Source organism: Nocardioides pyridinolyticus (assembly GCF_054653575.1).
In genome coordinates, this window is the sequence record NZ_BAAIFY010000001.1 from 58863 (window position 1) to 74761 (window position 15899).

At 72.9% G+C, this 15899-nt stretch carries 16 protein-coding genes; 12 read left to right on the top strand and 4 right to left on the bottom strand.

Translation table 11 applies throughout. The features are described 5' to 3' along the window. Positions 1-278 precede the first annotated feature (278 nt). Together tsaB and rimI are read left to right on the top strand one after the other, a co-directional pair. Positions 279-917: a tRNA (adenosine(37)-N6)-threonylcarbamoyltransferase complex dimerization subunit type 1 TsaB gene (gene tsaB / locus ACYQ0U_RS00370; RefSeq protein WP_459968207.1), complete on the top strand. Its 639-nt coding sequence runs from the start codon at positions 279-281 to the stop codon at positions 915-917. Next, the gene (rimI, locus tag ACYQ0U_RS00375) at positions 914-1369 is read left to right on the top strand and encodes a ribosomal protein S18-alanine N-acetyltransferase (protein ID WP_459968209.1); all 456 of its coding nucleotides are present in this window, start codon (positions 914-916) and stop codon (positions 1367-1369) included. Before tsaB ends, rimI begins: the two co-directional genes overlap by 4 nt. Here the strand turns inward: rimI and ACYQ0U_RS00380 are convergent. Next, positions 1366-1827, bottom strand: coding sequence for a DUF2000 family protein (locus tag ACYQ0U_RS00380; RefSeq protein WP_459968212.1), 462 nt, complete (start codon positions 1825-1827; stop codon positions 1366-1368). The two genes, rimI and ACYQ0U_RS00380, sit on opposite strands and share 4 nt — an antisense overlap. Here ACYQ0U_RS00380 and ACYQ0U_RS00385 point away from each other — a divergent pair. The 4 genes from ACYQ0U_RS00385 (at position 1826) to ACYQ0U_RS00400 (ending at position 5512) form a co-directional block, all read left to right on the top strand. Further along, entirely contained in the window at positions 1826-2617 is a 792-nt protein-coding gene (locus ACYQ0U_RS00385) for an AraC family transcriptional regulator (RefSeq protein WP_459968214.1), read from the top strand. The genes ACYQ0U_RS00380 and ACYQ0U_RS00385 overlap by 2 nt on opposite strands. Positions 2618-2622: 5 nt before the next feature. Continuing rightward, entirely contained in the window at positions 2623-3678 is a 1056-nt protein-coding gene (gene tsaD / locus ACYQ0U_RS00390) for a tRNA (adenosine(37)-N6)-threonylcarbamoyltransferase complex transferase subunit TsaD (protein WP_459968216.1), read from the top strand. 77 nt (positions 3679-3755) lie between these two features. Then, a complete protein-coding gene (locus tag ACYQ0U_RS00395) occupies positions 3756-4868 on the top strand; it encodes an S-(hydroxymethyl)mycothiol dehydrogenase (protein ID WP_459968218.1) in 1113 nt (370 codons plus the stop codon). After that, complete coding sequence (locus ACYQ0U_RS00400; protein ID WP_459968220.1) at positions 4865-5512, top strand: MBL fold metallo-hydrolase; 648 nt, start codon at positions 4865-4867, stop codon at positions 5510-5512. The genes ACYQ0U_RS00395 and ACYQ0U_RS00400 overlap by 4 nt, the downstream gene beginning before the upstream one ends. 13 nt (positions 5513-5525) lie before the next feature. On the opposite strand, the gene ACYQ0U_RS00405 is transcribed toward ACYQ0U_RS00400, so the two are convergent. Further along, positions 5526-6683, bottom strand: coding sequence for a class I SAM-dependent methyltransferase (locus tag ACYQ0U_RS00405; protein ID WP_459968222.1), 1158 nt, complete (start codon positions 6681-6683; stop codon positions 5526-5528). Positions 6684-6875: 192 nt separating this feature from the next. Between ACYQ0U_RS00405 and groES the strand changes: the two genes are divergently transcribed. After that, the gene (gene groES / locus ACYQ0U_RS00410) at positions 6876-7169 is read left to right on the top strand and encodes a co-chaperone GroES (RefSeq protein WP_459968225.1); all 294 of its coding nucleotides are present in this window, start codon (positions 6876-6878) and stop codon (positions 7167-7169) included. A gap of 77 nt (positions 7170-7246) precedes the next feature. Beyond that, entirely contained in the window at positions 7247-8869 is a 1623-nt protein-coding gene (groL, locus tag ACYQ0U_RS00415; RefSeq protein WP_459968228.1) for a chaperonin GroEL, read from the top strand. A 51-nt stretch (positions 8870-8920) separates the two neighbouring features. Here the strand turns inward: groL and ACYQ0U_RS00420 are convergent, their stop codons facing one another. Further along, the gene (locus tag ACYQ0U_RS00420; protein ID WP_459968230.1) at positions 8921-10393 is read right to left on the bottom strand and encodes a hypothetical protein; all 1473 of its coding nucleotides are present in this window, start codon (positions 10391-10393) and stop codon (positions 8921-8923) included. Positions 10394-10463: 70 nt separating this feature from the next. On the opposite strand from ACYQ0U_RS00420, the gene ACYQ0U_RS00425 reads away from it, so the two are divergent. Both ACYQ0U_RS00425 and guaB read left to right on the top strand, forming a co-directional pair. Beyond that, complete coding sequence (locus tag ACYQ0U_RS00425; protein ID WP_459968232.1) at positions 10464-11327, top strand: GNAT family N-acetyltransferase; 864 nt, start codon at positions 10464-10466, stop codon at positions 11325-11327. A gap of 23 nt (positions 11328-11350) precedes the next feature. After that, entirely contained in the window at positions 11351-12853 is a 1503-nt protein-coding gene (gene guaB, locus ACYQ0U_RS00430; protein WP_459968234.1) for an IMP dehydrogenase, read from the top strand. On the opposite strand, the gene ACYQ0U_RS00435 is transcribed toward guaB, so the two are convergent. Continuing rightward, entirely contained in the window at positions 12838-13626 is a 789-nt protein-coding gene (locus ACYQ0U_RS00435; RefSeq protein ID WP_459968236.1) for an IclR family transcriptional regulator, read from the bottom strand. The two genes, guaB and ACYQ0U_RS00435, sit on opposite strands and share 16 nt — an antisense overlap. A gap of 99 nt (positions 13627-13725) precedes the next feature. On the opposite strand from ACYQ0U_RS00435, the gene ACYQ0U_RS00440 reads away from it, so the two are divergent. Then, positions 13726-14559 carry a maleate cis-trans isomerase family protein gene (locus ACYQ0U_RS00440; RefSeq protein WP_459968238.1) on the top strand — a complete coding sequence of 278 codons (834 nt, stop codon included), beginning with the start codon at positions 13726-13728 and terminating at the stop codon, positions 14557-14559. Next, the gene (locus tag ACYQ0U_RS00445; protein ID WP_459968240.1) at positions 14556-15878 is read left to right on the top strand and encodes an SLC13 family permease; all 1323 of its coding nucleotides are present in this window, start codon (positions 14556-14558) and stop codon (positions 15876-15878) included. Before ACYQ0U_RS00440 ends, ACYQ0U_RS00445 begins: the two co-directional genes overlap by 4 nt. Positions 15879-15899: the final 21 nt, after the last annotated feature.

The window sequence follows — 15899 nt, forward strand, 5'->3', positions numbered from 1 at the left end:
AGGCCCGTTCCGCCTTCCCGGGAGACCGGGCGCGCGGAACGGGCCTTCTGGACCTGCCGTTGACGCTCCCCCCAGCGCGCCGCGGATCCCCACGCTCCGCGTGCGGTAGGTCCACCCGATGTTGAGTTGACCGGAGGCCATCCCCCTGAGGTCCTTCGGCCTTCGGTGTCGGAGTGTTTCCCTTCCGACGACCAGAACACTAGAGATCCGAGATCCACAGCCCGCCCACGGAAGATCCACAGATCGGCCAGAAATCCGTAACGCGTTAGCCTCGGCGCGTGCTCCTCGCCTTCGACACGGCAACACCGCTCGTCACCGTCGCCCTCCACGACGGGGACGACGTCGTCGTCGAGCTGACCGCGGACCGTGCCATGAAGCACGCCGAGCAGCTCGCCCCGCTCATCGACCGGGCGCTCACCGACACCGGCCTGGTCCGCCAGGACCTCACCGCGATCGCGGTCGGCGTCGGCCCTGGCCCGTTCACCGGCCTGCGGGTCGGGCTCGTGACCGCGCGGACGCTCGCCTTCGCGCTCGACCTCCCGGTGTACGGCGTCTGCTCGCTCGACGTCCTCGCCGTCGAGGCCGTGGCGACCGGCGCCGTGGACACCGACTTCGTCGTCGCGACCGACGCGCGCCGCAAGGAGGTCTACCTCGCCCGGTACGACGCCGGCGGCGCGCGCCTGGACGGCCCGCTCGTCGACCGGCCGGCCGAGCTGGCCACCGACGCCCCGGCCGTCGGTCCTGGCGCCGAGCTCTATCCCGAGGCGTTCCCGCGCCGGGTTGGCCCGGCCGCCCCGAGTGCCGGCTGGCTCGCCCGCGCCGTCGCGGAGGAGCGGGTCGAGCTGCACGACCCGGAGCCGCTCTACCTGCGGCGCCCCGACGCCGAGGCGCCGCACGCCCCGAAGCGCGTGTCGTGACCATCCGGCCCGCCGCGGCCGCGGACGTCGGCGCGGTCGCGGCCCTCGAGCAGGAGTGCCTGGGCGACGACGCCTGGTCCGCGGCCCTGGTCGAGGAGGGCATCCGCGGCGCCCTGCCGACGATCCACTACCTCGTGGCCGAGCAGGACGAGCTCGTCGTCGGCCACGCGGTCGCGAGCGTCGCCGGTGACATCGCCGAGCTCCAGCGGATCGCGGTCGCCCCCGAGCAGCGCCGACACGGCCTCGCGACCGCGCTGCTCGACGCGGTCGTGGAGGTGTCCCGGGCGGCGAGCGCCGACCGGCTGCTCCTCGAGGTCCGGGAGGACAACGCCGGCGCGCTGGCCTTCTACGCAGCGCGCGGGTTCGTCGAGGTCGACCGGCGCCGCCGCTACTACCGCGACGGCGCCACCGCGGTCGTCCTGAGCCGTGCTCTGCGGCCTCACTGCGGCTAGGGGTGCATCCGGGCGCCCTTGACGACCTTGTCGACGGCGTTCTTGGGGCCGTGCAGCGCCAGCCCGGCCAGGTCGAGGTCGTCGCGCCGGACGGCCGCGACCGCGGCCCGGTTGTCGTCGTCGTTGCCGGTCCGGAACAGGTCGGAGGTGAAGACGCCGACGGTCATCTCCCGGCGCAGCGCCCGCTCGTGCGCGGCCTTGAGGGTGGCCGCGTCGGCCTCGAACACCATCACCGGCTGGCCGAGCATCGCGAGGTACGGCGTGCCGTCGGCGTCGGCGTACGGCTCGCCGATCAGCTGCGGCCACTGGTGCGCGACGCCGCTGACGAGGAACGCGGTCATGTTCAGCCGCTGCCAGGTGGCGAGGTCGTCGCGGACCAGCACGGCGATCTTGGTGTCGAAGCCCATGCCGGGACGATCCCCGGTCAGGCGCGTGCGGGTCTTGTACGTTCCTGACATGGCGCCGCAGCCCACGATCCGCGCCTGGCGGCCGCCGGTCGCCGGGGTGGCCGAGGTGCTGCACGCCCACTTCCCGGACCACGCCTACCCGTCCCACACGCACGACACCTGGACGGTGCTGCTGGTCGACATCGGCACGGTCCGCTACGGCCTGGACCGGCACGAGCACGGGGCGCTCGGCGACCGGGTGACGCTGCTGCCGCCCGGCGTGCCCCACGATGGACGCTCGGTGGAGGCCGACGGCTTCCGCAAGCGCGTCGTCTACCTCGAGCCCGGCCTGATCGGCGCCGACCGGGTCGGCGCGGCCGTGGACCACCCGGGCTGGGTGGAGCCGGCGCTGCGCCGTGAGGTCAGCGCGCTGCACGACGTCCTCGACCACCCCGGCGACGCGTTCGAGGCGGAGGTCCGGGTCGCCCTGGTCGCCGACGCGCTGCGGCAGCGGCTGTCCGGCGCCGCGGCGGCGGTGCGGCGGGACCGCCCGGTCGCCCACCGGCTCCGCGACCTGCTCGACGCCCACGTCGTCGACGGCCTGTCGCTGCCGGAGGCCGCGGCCGCGCTGGGCGTCACGCCCACGCACCTCGTGCGCTCGTTCGGCGCGGAGTTCGGGATCCCGCCGCACCGCTACCTCACCGGCCGGCGCCTGGACCGGGCCCGCCGGCTGCTGCTCGCCGGGGAGCGGGCCGCCGACGTGGCGGTCGCGGTGGGCTTCCACGACCAGGCCCACCTGACCCGGCACTTCCGCCGGCTCCTGGGTGTCCCGCCGGCGGCGTACGCCCGGTCGGCACAATGAGCACCATGAGCGAGCGCCGGATTGAACCCTTGGTCCTCGGCATCGAGACCTCGTGCGACGAGACCGGGGTCGGGATCGTCCGCGGCAACACGCTGCTGGCCGACGCGGTCGCGAGCAGCGTCGACGAGCACGCGCGCTTCGGCGGCGTCGTGCCGGAGGTCGCCAGCCGGGCGCACCTCGAGGCGATGGTCCCGACGATCGAGCGGGCCTGCGAGACCGCGGGCATCCGGCTCCACGACGTCGACGCGATCGCGGTGACCAGCGGCCCCGGCCTCGCCGGCGCGCTCATGGTCGGCGTCGCCGCGGCGAAGGCGCTCGCCCTCGGCCTCGGCAAGCCGATCTACGGCGTCAACCACCTCGCGGCGCACGTCGCGGTCGACCAGCTCGAGCACGGGCCGCTGCCCGAGCCCTGCCTGGCCATGCTGGTCAGCGGAGGCCACTCCTCGCTGCTGCGCGTCACCGACGTGACGACCGGCGTGGACCCGCTCGGCGCCACCATCGACGACGCCGCGGGCGAGGCCTTCGACAAGGTCGCCCGGCTGCTCGGGCTGCCGTTCCCCGGTGGCCCGCACATCGACCGGGCCGCCCGCGAGGGCGACAGCGTCTACGTCGACTTCCCGCGCGGCCTCACCTCGCGCCGCGACCTGGAGCGGCACCGCTTCGACTTCTCGTTCTCCGGGCTCAAGACCGCCGTCGCGCGCTGGGTCGAGGCGCGCGAGCGGTCGGGCGAGCCGCTGCCGGTGAACGACGTCGCGGCGTCGTTCCAGGAGGCGGTCTGCGACGTGCTGACCCGCAAGGCGATCGACGCCGCCCAGAACGAGGGGATCGAGGACATCCTCATCGGCGGCGGGGTCGCCGCGAACTCCCGCCTCCGCGCGATGGCCGAGGAGCGAGCCGCCGCGAAGGGCATCCGGGTGCGGGTCCCGCGCCCCGGTCTCTGCACCGACAACGGTGCGATGGTCGCTGCGCTGGGGTCGGAGATGGTCGCGCGCGGGCGGACGCCCTCCGCGCTCGACCTCCCCGCCGACTCCTCGCTGCCGGTGACCGACGTCCTCGTCTGACAACACCACCGCTCCCGCGCTTCGTCGACCCCCACCCGGACACGAGCCGGCGAGGGATGGGTTGTCATGCTTGCCCCATGCATCAGGTGAAGGGCGTAGTCGCCCGCGCGAAGGGTCAGCCGGTCGAAGTGGTGACGATCAACGTCCCGGACCCGGGTCCGGGCGAGGCGTTGGTGAAGGTGCAGGCCTGCGGGGTGTGCCACACCGATCTGCACTACCGCGAGGGTGGCATCAACGACGACTTCCCGTTCCTGCTGGGCCACGAGGCCGCGGGCGTGGTCGAGGCGGTCGGGCCGGACGTCACGAGCGTGGCGCCGGGGGACTTCGTGGTGCTGAACTGGCGCGCGGTCTGCGGTGAGTGCCGGGCGTGCAAGCGCGGCGACCTGCAGTACTGCTTCAACACCCACAACGCGACCCAGAAGATGACGCTGGCCGACGGTCCGGACGCCGGGGCCGAGCTGTCCCCGGCGCTGGGCATCGGTGCGTTCGCGGAGAAGACGCTGGTCGCGGCCGGCCAGTGCACCAAGGTCGACCCCGAGGCGCGGCCCGCGGCCGTGGGCCTGCTGGGGTGCGGGGTGATGGCGGGCATCGGTGCGGCGATCAACACCGGCGCGGTCTCGCGCGGCAGGTCGGTGGCGGTCATCGGCTGCGGTGGCGTGGGCGTGGCGGCGATCGCGGGTTCGGAGCTCGTCGGCGCGTCCCCGATCATCGCGGTGGACATCGATGCCAAGAAGCTCGAGACCGCGAAGAGGATGGGCGCCACCCACACCGTGGACTCCTCGCAGGTCGACCCGGTCGAGGAGATCAAGCGGATCTGCGGTGAGTTCTTCGAGGGCGCCGACGGCGCGGACGTGGTCGTGGAGGCCGTCGGGCGGCCCGAGACGTGGAAGCAGGCGTTCTACGCCCGCGACCTGGCCGGCACCGTGGTCCTGGTCGGCGTACCGACCCCGGACATGAAGGTCCCCGACCTCCCGCTGATCGACGTGTTCGGCCGCGGTGGGGCGCTGAAGTCCAGCTGGTACGGCGACTGCCTGCCCACCCGGGACTTCCCCATGCTGGTCGACCTCTACCAGCAGGGCCGGCTCGACCTGGACGCGTTCGTGACCGAGGAGATCGGCATCGACGACATCGAGGCCGCGTTCGAGCGCATGCACCACGGCGACGTCCTCCGCTCGGTGGTGGTCCTGTGACCGCCCCCGGATCTGTGCGCGTCGACCACGGGATCACCAGCGGCACCTTCAGCCTGGACGGGCAGACCTTCGAGGTCGACAACAACGTGTGGGTCGTCGGCGACGACACCGAGTGCGTGGTCATCGACGCCCCCCACGACGTCGAGGGCATCCTCGCCGTCGTGGGCGACCGCACGGTGAAGGCCATCGTGTGCACCCACGCCCACGACGACCACGTCCGGGTCGCGCCCGAGCTGCGCGAGCGCGCCAACGGTGGGCAGGGTGCGCCGATCATGCTGCACCCCGACGACCGGGTGCTGTGGGAGCTGACCCACGTCCAGGACGGCGAGGGCCACCTGTGGGACCTCGACCTCGCCGACGGGGTCCGCATCGAGGTCGGGGGCACGGCGCTCGAGGTGCTCCACACGCCCGGCCACGCGCCCGGCGCGGTGTGCCTCTACGCGCCGGACCTCGGCTGCGTGTTCACCGGCGACACGCTGTTCAACGGCGGGCCCGGCGCGACCGGGCGCTCCTACTCCGACGAGGACCAGATCTTGCGGTCCATCCGGTCCCGGCTCTTCGCGCTGCCCGACGACACCGTCGTCCACACCGGGCACGGCGACGACACCACGATCGGTGCGGAGAAGGAGAGGCTCGGGACCTAGGTCCCTCGCTGTCCTAGAACGGCCGGACCAGCAGCGCGACCCCGTGGCCACGCGCCCGGGTGAGCACGATGGTCGCCTCGGCCTCGCCGTGGAGGTCGAGGCGCTTGCGCAGCTGCTCCGGCACCACGTCCACGCCCCGCTTCTTGATCGTCAGCCGCCCGACGCCGCGCTCGCGCAGCGCGGCCTTCAGCGCCTTCTCCCGGTAGGGCAGCTCCTCGAGCACCTGGTAGCTCCGCGCGAACGGCGTGCGGAACGAGTGGTCCGAGGTGACGTAGGCGATGTGCTCGTCCACGAGCCCGCCGTCCACCCCGGCCGCGACCGCCGTCACCAGCCCGGCGCGGATCACCGCGCCGTCCGGCTCGTAGAGGAACGCCCCGACGTCGCGGACGCCGGCGCCCGGGTCGTCCTCCTCGGTGAGCGTCGCGAGGCCACCTTCGCCGATCACCGTCGCCCGCCGCGCGGTGGTGGCCAGCCGGCCGGACCACAGCGCGGCCTCCTTCACCTCGCCGTGGTCGCTCACCCACTCGGCCTCGACGCCCGCCGGGACCAGCTCGTGCGGGATCCCCGGCGCGACCTTCACGCACGCGTCGCGCGCCAGCAGGCCCTCGACGAACGGCCACGGGGGAGTCCAGCCGTCGACGTCGAACGTGCGGCCCCTCGCCGTACGACGAGCGGGGTCGGCGAAGGCGACCTCGAACGGCGTCGTGTCGATCGTCGTCGCGTCCGCGACCTGGACCGCGCCGGCGAGGTCGAGCGCGTCGAGGTTGGCCCGCGCGACCTCCACCCGCACCGGGTCGAGGTCCACGCCCGCGCACACGATCCCGACCCGGGCGGCGGCGAGCAGGTCGCCGCCGATGCCGCAGCCGAGGTCGATCAGGGTCTGCGCGGACGCCGCGGCCAGCCGGGCCGCCCGGTGGTCGGCGACCCGCCGCCGGGTGGACTGCTCCAGCCCGTCGGGCGTGAAGTACATCCGGTCGGCCAGGTCGCCGAACTTCTCCCGCGCCCGGACGCGCAGCGTGGCCTGGGTGAGAGCCGCGGCCGCCTGCTCGGGGGTCGCGCTGCGCCGCAGCCGCGTCAGGGTCGCCAGCGAGTCGTCGCCGGCGGCGACCGCGTCGCCGAGCAGCCGCTGGCCGTCGTCGGTGAGCAGCCACCGGAATGCGTCGAGATCCACCCCGGGATCCTCGCAGGACGGGGGTTCTCTGGCACTCAGTCGGGGAGAGTGCTAGTTTCTGATCTGGCACTCTCCTCCGGAGTGTGCCAGCGCTTGCGACACGGTGCGACCCCCGCGACGGCGTACCCGACCCGCAAGCACCAGACGTGCATCACCCAACACATCGAAGTGCCAGAAAGTGGAGGTCGACACGTGTCGGTCAACATCAAGCCCCTCGAGGACCGCATCGTCGTCAAGCCGCTCGACGCCGAGCAGACCACGGCCTCGGGCCTGGTCATCCCGGACACCGCCAAGGAGAAGCCCCAGGAGGGCGAGGTCCTCTCCATCGGCCCCGGCCGGATCGACGACAACGGCAACCGCGTCCCGCTCGACGTGAACGTCGGCGACAAGGTCATCTACAGCAAGTACGGCGGCACCGAGGTCAAGTACGCCGGCGAGGAGTACCTCATCCTCTCCGCGCGCGACGTCCTCGCGGTCGTTTCCTGATTTCACCGGGTCGTCCGCCTCTCGGCTGCCATGAGCACGCCCTGAGGCGGACGGCCCGATCTCGTTAGAGGAGAGTCATGCCGAAGATCCTGGAGTTCGACGAGAACGCCCGCCGCGCGCTCGAGCGCGGCGTGGACGCGCTCGCCAACACCGTCAAGGTCACGCTCGGCCCCAAGGGCCGCTACGTCGTCCTCGACAAGAAGTGGGGCGCCCCGACCATCACCAACGACGGCGTGACCGTCGCGCGTGAGGTCGAGCTGGACGACCCGTTCGAGAACCTCGGTGCCCAGCTCACCAAGGAGGTCGCCACCAAGACCAACGACGTCGCCGGCGACGGTACGACGACGGCGACCGTCCTGGCGCAGGCCATGGTGCACGAGGGCCTCCGCGCGGTGGCCGCCGGCGCGAACCCGATGAGCCTCAAGCGGGGCATGGACGCCGCGGCCGAGGCCGTCGGCGACGCGCTCAAGGAGGCCGCCCGCGAGGTCGAGTCGGTGGAGGACATGGCGTCGGTCGCCACGATCTCCAGCCGCGACAGCCACATCGGCGACCTGCTCTCGCAGGCCTTCGACAAGGTCGGCAAGGACGGTGTCATCACCGTCGAGGAGTCCAACTCGATGGGCACCGAGCTCGACTTCACCGAGGGCATGCAGTTCGACAAGGGCTACATCAGCCAGTACTTCGTCACCGACCCGGAGCGCATGGAGGCCGTCCTCGACGACCCGTACATCCTGCTGCACCAGGGCAAGATCTCGGCGGTGTCCGAGCTGCTCCCGCTGCTGGAGAAGGTCATCCAGTCGGGCAAGCCGCTGTTCATCCTCGCCGAGGACGTCGAGGGCGAGGCGCTGTCGACGCTGGTCGTCAACAAGATCCGCGGCACGTTCAACGCCGTCGCGGTCAAGAGCCCGGCCTTCGGCGACCGCCGCAAGGCGATGATGCAGGACATCGCGACGCTGACCGGTGGTCAGGTCGTCGCCCCCGAGGTCGGCCTCAAGCTCGACCAGGTCGGCCTCGAGGTGCTCGGCCAGGCCCGCCGCGTCGTGGTGACCAAGGACAACACCACGATCGTCGACGGCGCCGGCGACTCCGCCGAGGTCGAGGGCCGCGTCAACCAGATCAAGGCCGAGATCGAGTCCACCGACTCCGACTGGGACCGCGAGAAGCTCCAGGAGCGCCTCGCGAAGCTGGCCGGTGGCGTGTGCGTGATCAAGGTCGGCGCCGCCACCGAGGTGGAGCTGAAGGAGAAGAAGCACCGCATCGAGGACGCCGTCTCCGCGACGCGCGCCGCGATCGAGGAGGGCATCGTCCCCGGCGGTGGCTCCGCGCTCGTCCACGCGGTCTCGGTCCTCTCCGACGACCTCGGGCTCACCGGCGACGAGGCGATCGGCGTGCGCATCGTGCGTCGCTCCGCCGACGAGCCGCTGCGCTGGATCGCCGAGAACGGCGGCGAGAACGGCTACGTCGTCACGACCAAGGTCCGTGACCTCGGCGTCGGCAACGGCTACAACGCCGCCACCGGCGAGTACGGCGACCTGGTCGCCCAGGGCGTCCTGGACCCGGTCAAGGTGACCCGCTCCGCGCTGGTCAACGCCACCTCGATCGCGGGCATGCTGCTCACGACCGAGACCCTGGTCGTCGACAAGCCCGAGGACGAGGAGCCGGCTCCCGCGGCCGGCCACGGCCACGGTCACGGCCACTGATCTAACGCCGAGTCGGCGCAGTCTCAGCTGAGACTGCGCCGACTCGGCGTTTCAGGGGCAGTCGGGCTGCACCGTCGGTCGCTCCTGGCCCCGGAGCAGGTAGACGGGCTGGCCGGTGCAGGTCGTGCCGTGCTCGACGTAGCGCTCCCGGACGACCTTCTCCAGCCGAGGTACGCCGGCGTCGGTCCAGGCGTCGAAGTCGACCCACTCGACCAGCCAGGTGGGGGCGTCCGGGCCGGCGAGCAGCGCGCGCAGCTCGGCGTAGCCGGGGTCACGGGTGCGCATCGGCAGGCTCCACAGGTAGGGGTAGGGCGAGCGCAGCCCGCTGGCGTCCTGGAGGTCGGCACGGCCGCCGAACACCACGAGCGTGTCGGCGGGCTCGGCCGCCTCGGCGAGCGCGTCACCGGTGCGCACCTCGTCGAGCTGCTGCTGGCCGGTGAGGCTCCAGGTCAGCCAGCAGGCCGTCGCGGCTGCGGCGGACAGCACTGCGGCGACGACCAGCACGCGCATCCGGCGTCCGCCGGGCGACTCCCGGCCGGCCAGCAGGGCCACGCACAGGACGGCTCCGGGAACGAGCGGCAGCAGGTAGTCGCGCCAGTAGCTACCGCCGAGCAGGAGCGCGACCAGGTCGACGGCGACGACCGCGAGCGTCCCGGCGAGCAGGGGCGGGTCGTCGGCCCAGAGCTCTCGGAAGTGTGCCACCAGCCCGGCGAGCACTGGGAGCAGCATCGTGGCGACCGCGATGACCAGCAGCAGGAGTGCGCGCCGCTCGGGTGCGTCCGGCACCTCGTCGGCGATCACGTGGGCGGCGTCGGCGCGGAACCCGTAGGCGGCGTACCAGAGCTCGCCCAGGTGGATGCCTTCTGCGTTCGCCCAGGCCACGGTGACCAGCACCGGCACGGCCGCGCCCGCGAGCGCGGCGAGGCCGAGCCGGAGCGCGCCTCCGACGCGCCCGGTCACCGCCCCGGTGAGCAGCAGGGCGGCGGCGAAGACGAGCCCGGCCGCGAGGTTCTGCTTGAGGCCGACCGCCGTCATCGCGGCGAGGCCGGCGGCGAACGCGAGCCAGCCCGAGCGGTGGCGGACGGCGAGCAGCGTCAGCGCGATGCTGCCGGTCAGCAGCGGCAGCGCGAGCAGCTCGCTCTTGGTCGCCACGACGTCGATCATCGGGTTCGAGAGCAGCGCGGCGGCGAGCGCGGCGGCCCACGGGACGGCGCGCGGCCGCCCGGCGAGCGCCGCGACCCGCGCGGCGAGGACCACCGTCAGCCCCGCGACGAGCGCTCCGGCCAGCCGCAGCGCGATCTCGCCGCCGAGCGCGTCGATGCCGCTGAAGAGCCAGATGAGCGGCGGCGGCCGGTCGACCCAGTACGGCCCGAACGGACTGTCGGGCCGTGGGTCGAGGGCCCGCGCGACCAGCAGGAACCCGGCCTCGTCGGCATGGAGCGGCAGGCTGAGGGCGGGGAGCCGGGCGAGGACGGTGAGTGCGACCGCGACGCCAACCGGGTGTCGTCGTACGGCGTGCAGCACGAGCCCACCGTAAGACCCGGGTAACGAGACGGACTCGAAGCCGCAACGGGAACCCGGCAGACTGACGCCCATGTTGTGGAGAGTTCGGACGACGCTGCCCGACCGCCCCGGGGCGCTGGCCGTGCTCGCGGCGAGCTGCGGCGACGCCGGGGTGAACATCCTCGGCCTCCAGATCTTCCCGGGCGTCGAGTCGGTCACGGACGAGCTCGTGCTCCAGACCCCCGGCGACTGGGCCGAGGCGGAGATCGCCTCGCTGCTCGGGCGCTCGGGCGCGCTGTCGGTCAGCGCCGCCCCCTGCACGGAGGCCGCGCTCACCGACCAGCCCACGCGCTACGTCCAGGCCGCGCGGGCGATCCTCGCCCAGCCCGCGTCCTTCCCCGACGTCGTGGCCCGGCTCTTCGACGCCGAGGCGGGCGCGGACCTCGCCCAGGACGTGATGGACATCGCCGTCGGCGACGTGCAGGTCCAGGTGAGCCGCACGGCGCCGTTCACCGCCACCGAGCACGCCCGGGCGGCCGCCATCGCCGACCTGGTCACCGACGTCCTCGAGCGGGACCGCGCGGCGGCCCCCGCGGGCGACCGGCGCCTCGGCACCGGCACCGCGCCGGAGTACGTCGCGGCCGGCGACTCGGTCGCCGCCCTGGTCGACGGTTCGGTCGTGGGCCGCGCGGTCGTGAAGGTCGACGGCGCCGCGGACGTCGACGTCGATCCGGCCTTCCAGCGCCGGGGCGTCGGCACCCGCCTGCTCGTGGACATCGCGCGCGTGGCCCAGGGGATGGGCCTCGGCGAGATCGTGCTCACCACGCGCGCGGACAACCAGGCGGTGCTGCCGATGGTGATGGCCGCCGGGCTCCGCGGCCGGATCCGGATGGCGGGCGACACGCTGACCGTCCGGGTGCCCGTGCACGAGCTGAAGCCGCTGCGAACTTCCTGAGGTTCCCTCGGTACGCTGGGGGAGTGGAGGTACCCGAGAAGTTCGCCAGCCTGGGCCTGACCTACGACGACGTCCTCCTGCTGCCGGGTCACTCCGACCTCGCGCCGGCGGACATCGACATGACCACGCGGCTGACCCGCGAGATCAGCCTCAACGCGCCGTTGGTCAGCGCCGCGATGGACACCGTGACCGAGTCGCGCATGGCGATCGCCATGGCGCGCCAGGGCGGCCTCGGCGTGCTGCACCGCAACCTCTCGATCGAGGACCAGGCCTACCAGGTCGACCTGGTGAAGCGGACCCAGACCGGGATCATCTCCAACCCGGTGACGATCGGCCCCGACGCGACCCTGGAGCAGCTCGACCAGCTGGCCGGCGAGTACCGCGTCTCCGGCTTCCCGGTCGTGGACAGCGAGAACCGGCTCCTCGGCATGATCACCAACCGCGACCTGCGCTTCACCCCGGTCGCGGAGTGGGCGACCACCAAGGTCGACGAGGTGATGACGCCGATGCCGCTGATCACCGGCGACGCCGACATCAGCCGCGATGACGCCACGGCCCTGCTGCGCAAGCACAAGCGCGAGCGGCTGCCGCTCGTCGACGCGCAGGGCCACCTGGCCGGCCTGATCACCGTCAAGGACTTCGTCAAGGGCGAGCAGTTCCCCCACGCGTCCTACGACGGCGCCGGCCGGCTCATGGTGGGCGCGGCCATCGGCTACTTCGGCGACGCCTGGCAGCGCGCCACCACGCTCATCGAGGCCGGGGTCGACGTGCTCGTCGCCGACACCGCCCACGGCAACGTCCGGCTGCTGCTCGACATGGTCCAGCGGCTCAAGACCGACCCGGCGACCAGGCACGTCCAGGTCGTCGGCGGCAACGTCGCGACCCAGGACGGCGCGCAGGCGTTCGTCGACGCCGGCGCGGACGCCGTCAAGGTCGGCGTCGGACCGGGCTCGATCTGCACCACCCGCGTGGTCACCGGCGTCGGCGTGCCCCAGGTGACCGCGGTCTACGAGGCGTCGCTGGCGTGCAAGCCGGCCGGCGTACCCGTGATCGCGGACGGCGGCCTCAAGTACTCCGGCGAGATCGCCAAGGCGATCGTGGCCGGCGCGGACACCGTGATGGTCGGCTCGCTGCTGGCCGGCTGCGAGGAGTCGCCCGGCGAGCTGGTCTTCGTCAACGGCAAGCAGTTCAAGTCCTACCGGGGCATGGGCTCGCTCGCCGCGATGTCGAGCCGCGGCAAGAAGTCCTACTCCAAGGACCGCTACTTCCAGGCCGAGGTGGCCAGCGACGACAAGATCGTGCCCGAGGGCATCGAGGGCCAGGTGGCCTACCGCGGCCCGCTCGCGGCCGTCGCGCACCAGCTCATCGGTGGCCTCACCCAGTCTATGTTCTACGTCGGTGCGCGCACGGTCCCCGAGCTCCAGGAGAAGGGCAGGTTCGTGCGGATCACCCAGGCCTCCCTCCAGGAGAGCCACCCGCACGGCGTGCAGATGACGGTCGAGGCGCCGAACTACTCCGGGCGCTGAGCCTCGGGCCGGAAGCCCAGCGCCGCGCTGGCCCGTCGGCCCGCCTCCACGACCGCGGGAGCCAGCTCGGCCTCGCGTGCCGGTCCGACCCGCTGGAGCGGGAACCCGAGCCCGATGACCGCCTCCAGCTCGCCCTGGTGGTCGAAGACCGGCGCGGCGAGCGAGCCCACGTCCTCGTGGCGCTCCCCGAAGGCCGCGAAGTAGCCCTGCTCCCGGGTGATCCGGCGCTGGCGGTCCAGGCTCGCCATCGAGGTCGGCGTCGAGTCGGTGAAGCGGGCGAGGGAGGAGCCGGTCAGGTCCGCCCACGCGTCCGGGTCGAAGGCCAGGAAGACCTTGCCGGGTGCGCCGGCATGGATCGGCATCACCTGGCCGACCATGAACGGCCGCATGACCACGTGTCGGGTCGGTGCCACCGCGATCACGGTCCGGAAGATCCCGTCGCGCGCGTACAGGCACGCGGACTCGCCGGTCTGGTCGCGCAGGTCGTTGAGGATCGGCCGGACCAGCCGAACGACGTCCATCCCGAGCGTCCCGGGCGTCGCCCAGCGCACGAGCGCGACCCCGATGCGGTACCGGTCACCGTCGCGGTCGAGGAAGCCCTCCAGGGTCAGGTCGGTGACCAGGCGCTGGCAGGTGCTGGCCGGCAGCCCGGTACGACGGATCAGCTCCTGGAGCGTCGGCTCGGGACTCTCCACGGTGAAGCAGTTGAGGATCGTCGTGACCTTGCGCAGGACGAGCGTCGAGCCCTTGCGGGCGCCATCGGGTACTGGCACGAGGCCCAGCCTAGGCGCCGGGGCACCCTTGACGCGGGCCGGTCTGACCCACATAGTGGGTCGGAAACTCACAATACGGGTTACGGAGGACAGGGAATCATGACGGACCGAAACGAACTGGCCGAGCGGGTGGCCGCCGAGAGCGCCGCCGAGCCGCGCCGCGGAGGCGTGACCCGGGTCGGCCTCATCGTGCCGAGCTCGAACACGACCATGGAGACCGAGCTGCCCGAGCTGTTCGCCCGCCAGGCAGCGGCCACCGGTCAGCGCTACACCTTCCACTCGGCGCGCGCCACGCTGAAGAGCGTCACCCGCGAGGAGCTCCTCGCGATGGTGGACAAGGCGGCCGACTGCGCCGTGGCCGTCTCGGACGCCGACGTCGACGTGATCGCCTACGCCTGTCTGGTCGCGGTCATGGCCCAGGGTCCGGGCGCGCACACCGCCTCCGAGGAGACGATCGCCCGCGCGGCGGCCGACAACGGTCATCCCGCCGCCGTGACCAGCAGCGCCGGGGCGCTGGTGCGGACGCTCCAGGGACTCGGCGCCAGCCGGGTGGCCATGGTCGCGCCGTACATGAAGCCGCTGACCGCGATGGTCCGCGACTACGTCGAGGGCTCCGGGATCTCGGTGGTCGATGCGGCCAGCCTCGAGGTCGAGGACAACCTCGCCGTCGGCTGCCTCGACCCGGCGCAGCTGCCCCGGATCGCGCGCGGGCTGCACCGCGAGGGGGCCGAGGCCATCGTGCTGTCGGCCTGCGTCCAGATGCCCTCCCTGGCCGCCGTGCAGGAGGTCGAGGACGAGCTCGGGGTGCCCGTGGTCACCGCGGCCACCGCCACGACGTACGAGATCCTGCGGCATCTGGGCCACGAGCCCGCCATCCCGGGCGCCGGTGGGCTCCTGGACGGTCGCTTCAGCCTGGCCGAGGCGGTCCGGTGAGCCCGGCCGTCCTCGCCTTCGCCATCCTGGTCGTCGCCTTCGCCATCGGGTCCTTGACCCGGATCAGCGCCGGCCTGCTCGCCTTCGTCGCCGCGTTCGCGGTCGGCGCCTTCGTGGCCGACCTCTCCACCGATGACGTGGTCGGCGTGTTCCCCGGCGGGCTGTTCCTGATCCTCGTCGGCGCCACGCTGCTCTTCGGGATCGTGCGCCTCAACGGGACGATCGACCTGCTCGCGTACTGGGCGGAGCGGCTCGCCGGCGGGCGTCGCCTGCTGATCCCGGTGCTGATGTTCGCGCTCACGGCGATCCTGTCCTCGGCCGGCGCCTTCACCCCGGCGGCGATCGCGATCGTCGCCCCCGTCGCACTGGCGCTCGGGTCGCGCTTCGAGATCAGCACCCTCGCGATGGGCCTGGTCGTCGTTCAGGGCGCGAACGCCGGGGCCTTCTCGCCCGTCAACCCCTTCGGTGTGCTCTCGAACAAGATGCTCGACGACGCCGGGGCGTCCGACGGCACGCTGCCGCTCTACCTCCTGTGCCTCGCCTTCAACGCGGTGCTGGCCGTCGTGGCCTACGTCCTGGTGCAGGGGCTGCTCACCCGGCGCCGGCGCAGGTCCAAGGCCACCGCGGCCGCCGTGGCCGCGGTGCCGGTCGGTGCCGCGGGGTCGGCCGGGTCGGCCGGGTCGGCCGGGGAGCCGGCGGGAGTGGAGCCCACGCGGGTCGAGGCCACGCCCATCCGGGTGCTGACCCTGGTCGGTCTCGTGGCGCTGCTCGTGCTCACCACCGGCTTCGGGATCGACGTCGGCGTCGCGACGCTGATCATCGCGCTGGCCCTGATCGTGGTCCAGCCCTCGATGCAGGACGCGGCCATCAAGCACATGCCGTGGTCGGCGATCCTGCTGGTGACGGGAATCGTGACGTACGTCGGCGTGCTGGAGGCCATGGGCGCCCTCGACGAGCTGCAGGCCGCCATCGAGCGCCTCGGCAACGGGTCGATCGCCGCCCTGGTCGCCTGCTACGCGGTCGGCGCCGTCTCGGCGTTCGCGTCCACGACGGGAACGCTGGGCGTGATCAGCCCGGTCGTGGTGCCGATCGCGATGGACCCGAGCCTCACGCCCCTCGGCGTGATCGTCGCGCTCTCGATCAGTTCGTCCGTGGTCGACACCAGCCCGATGTCGACCAGCGGCGCCCTGCTGATGGCCAGCGCGGAGCCGGAGGACGAGCGTGTCTTCTTCCGGGCCCTGCTGGTGTGGGCGATGGCCATGGTCCTCGTCGTGCCCGCCCTGGTGTGGTTCCTGTTCGTCCAGCTGGGCGTGGTGTGACGGTCGTCGGGCGCCGGGGAG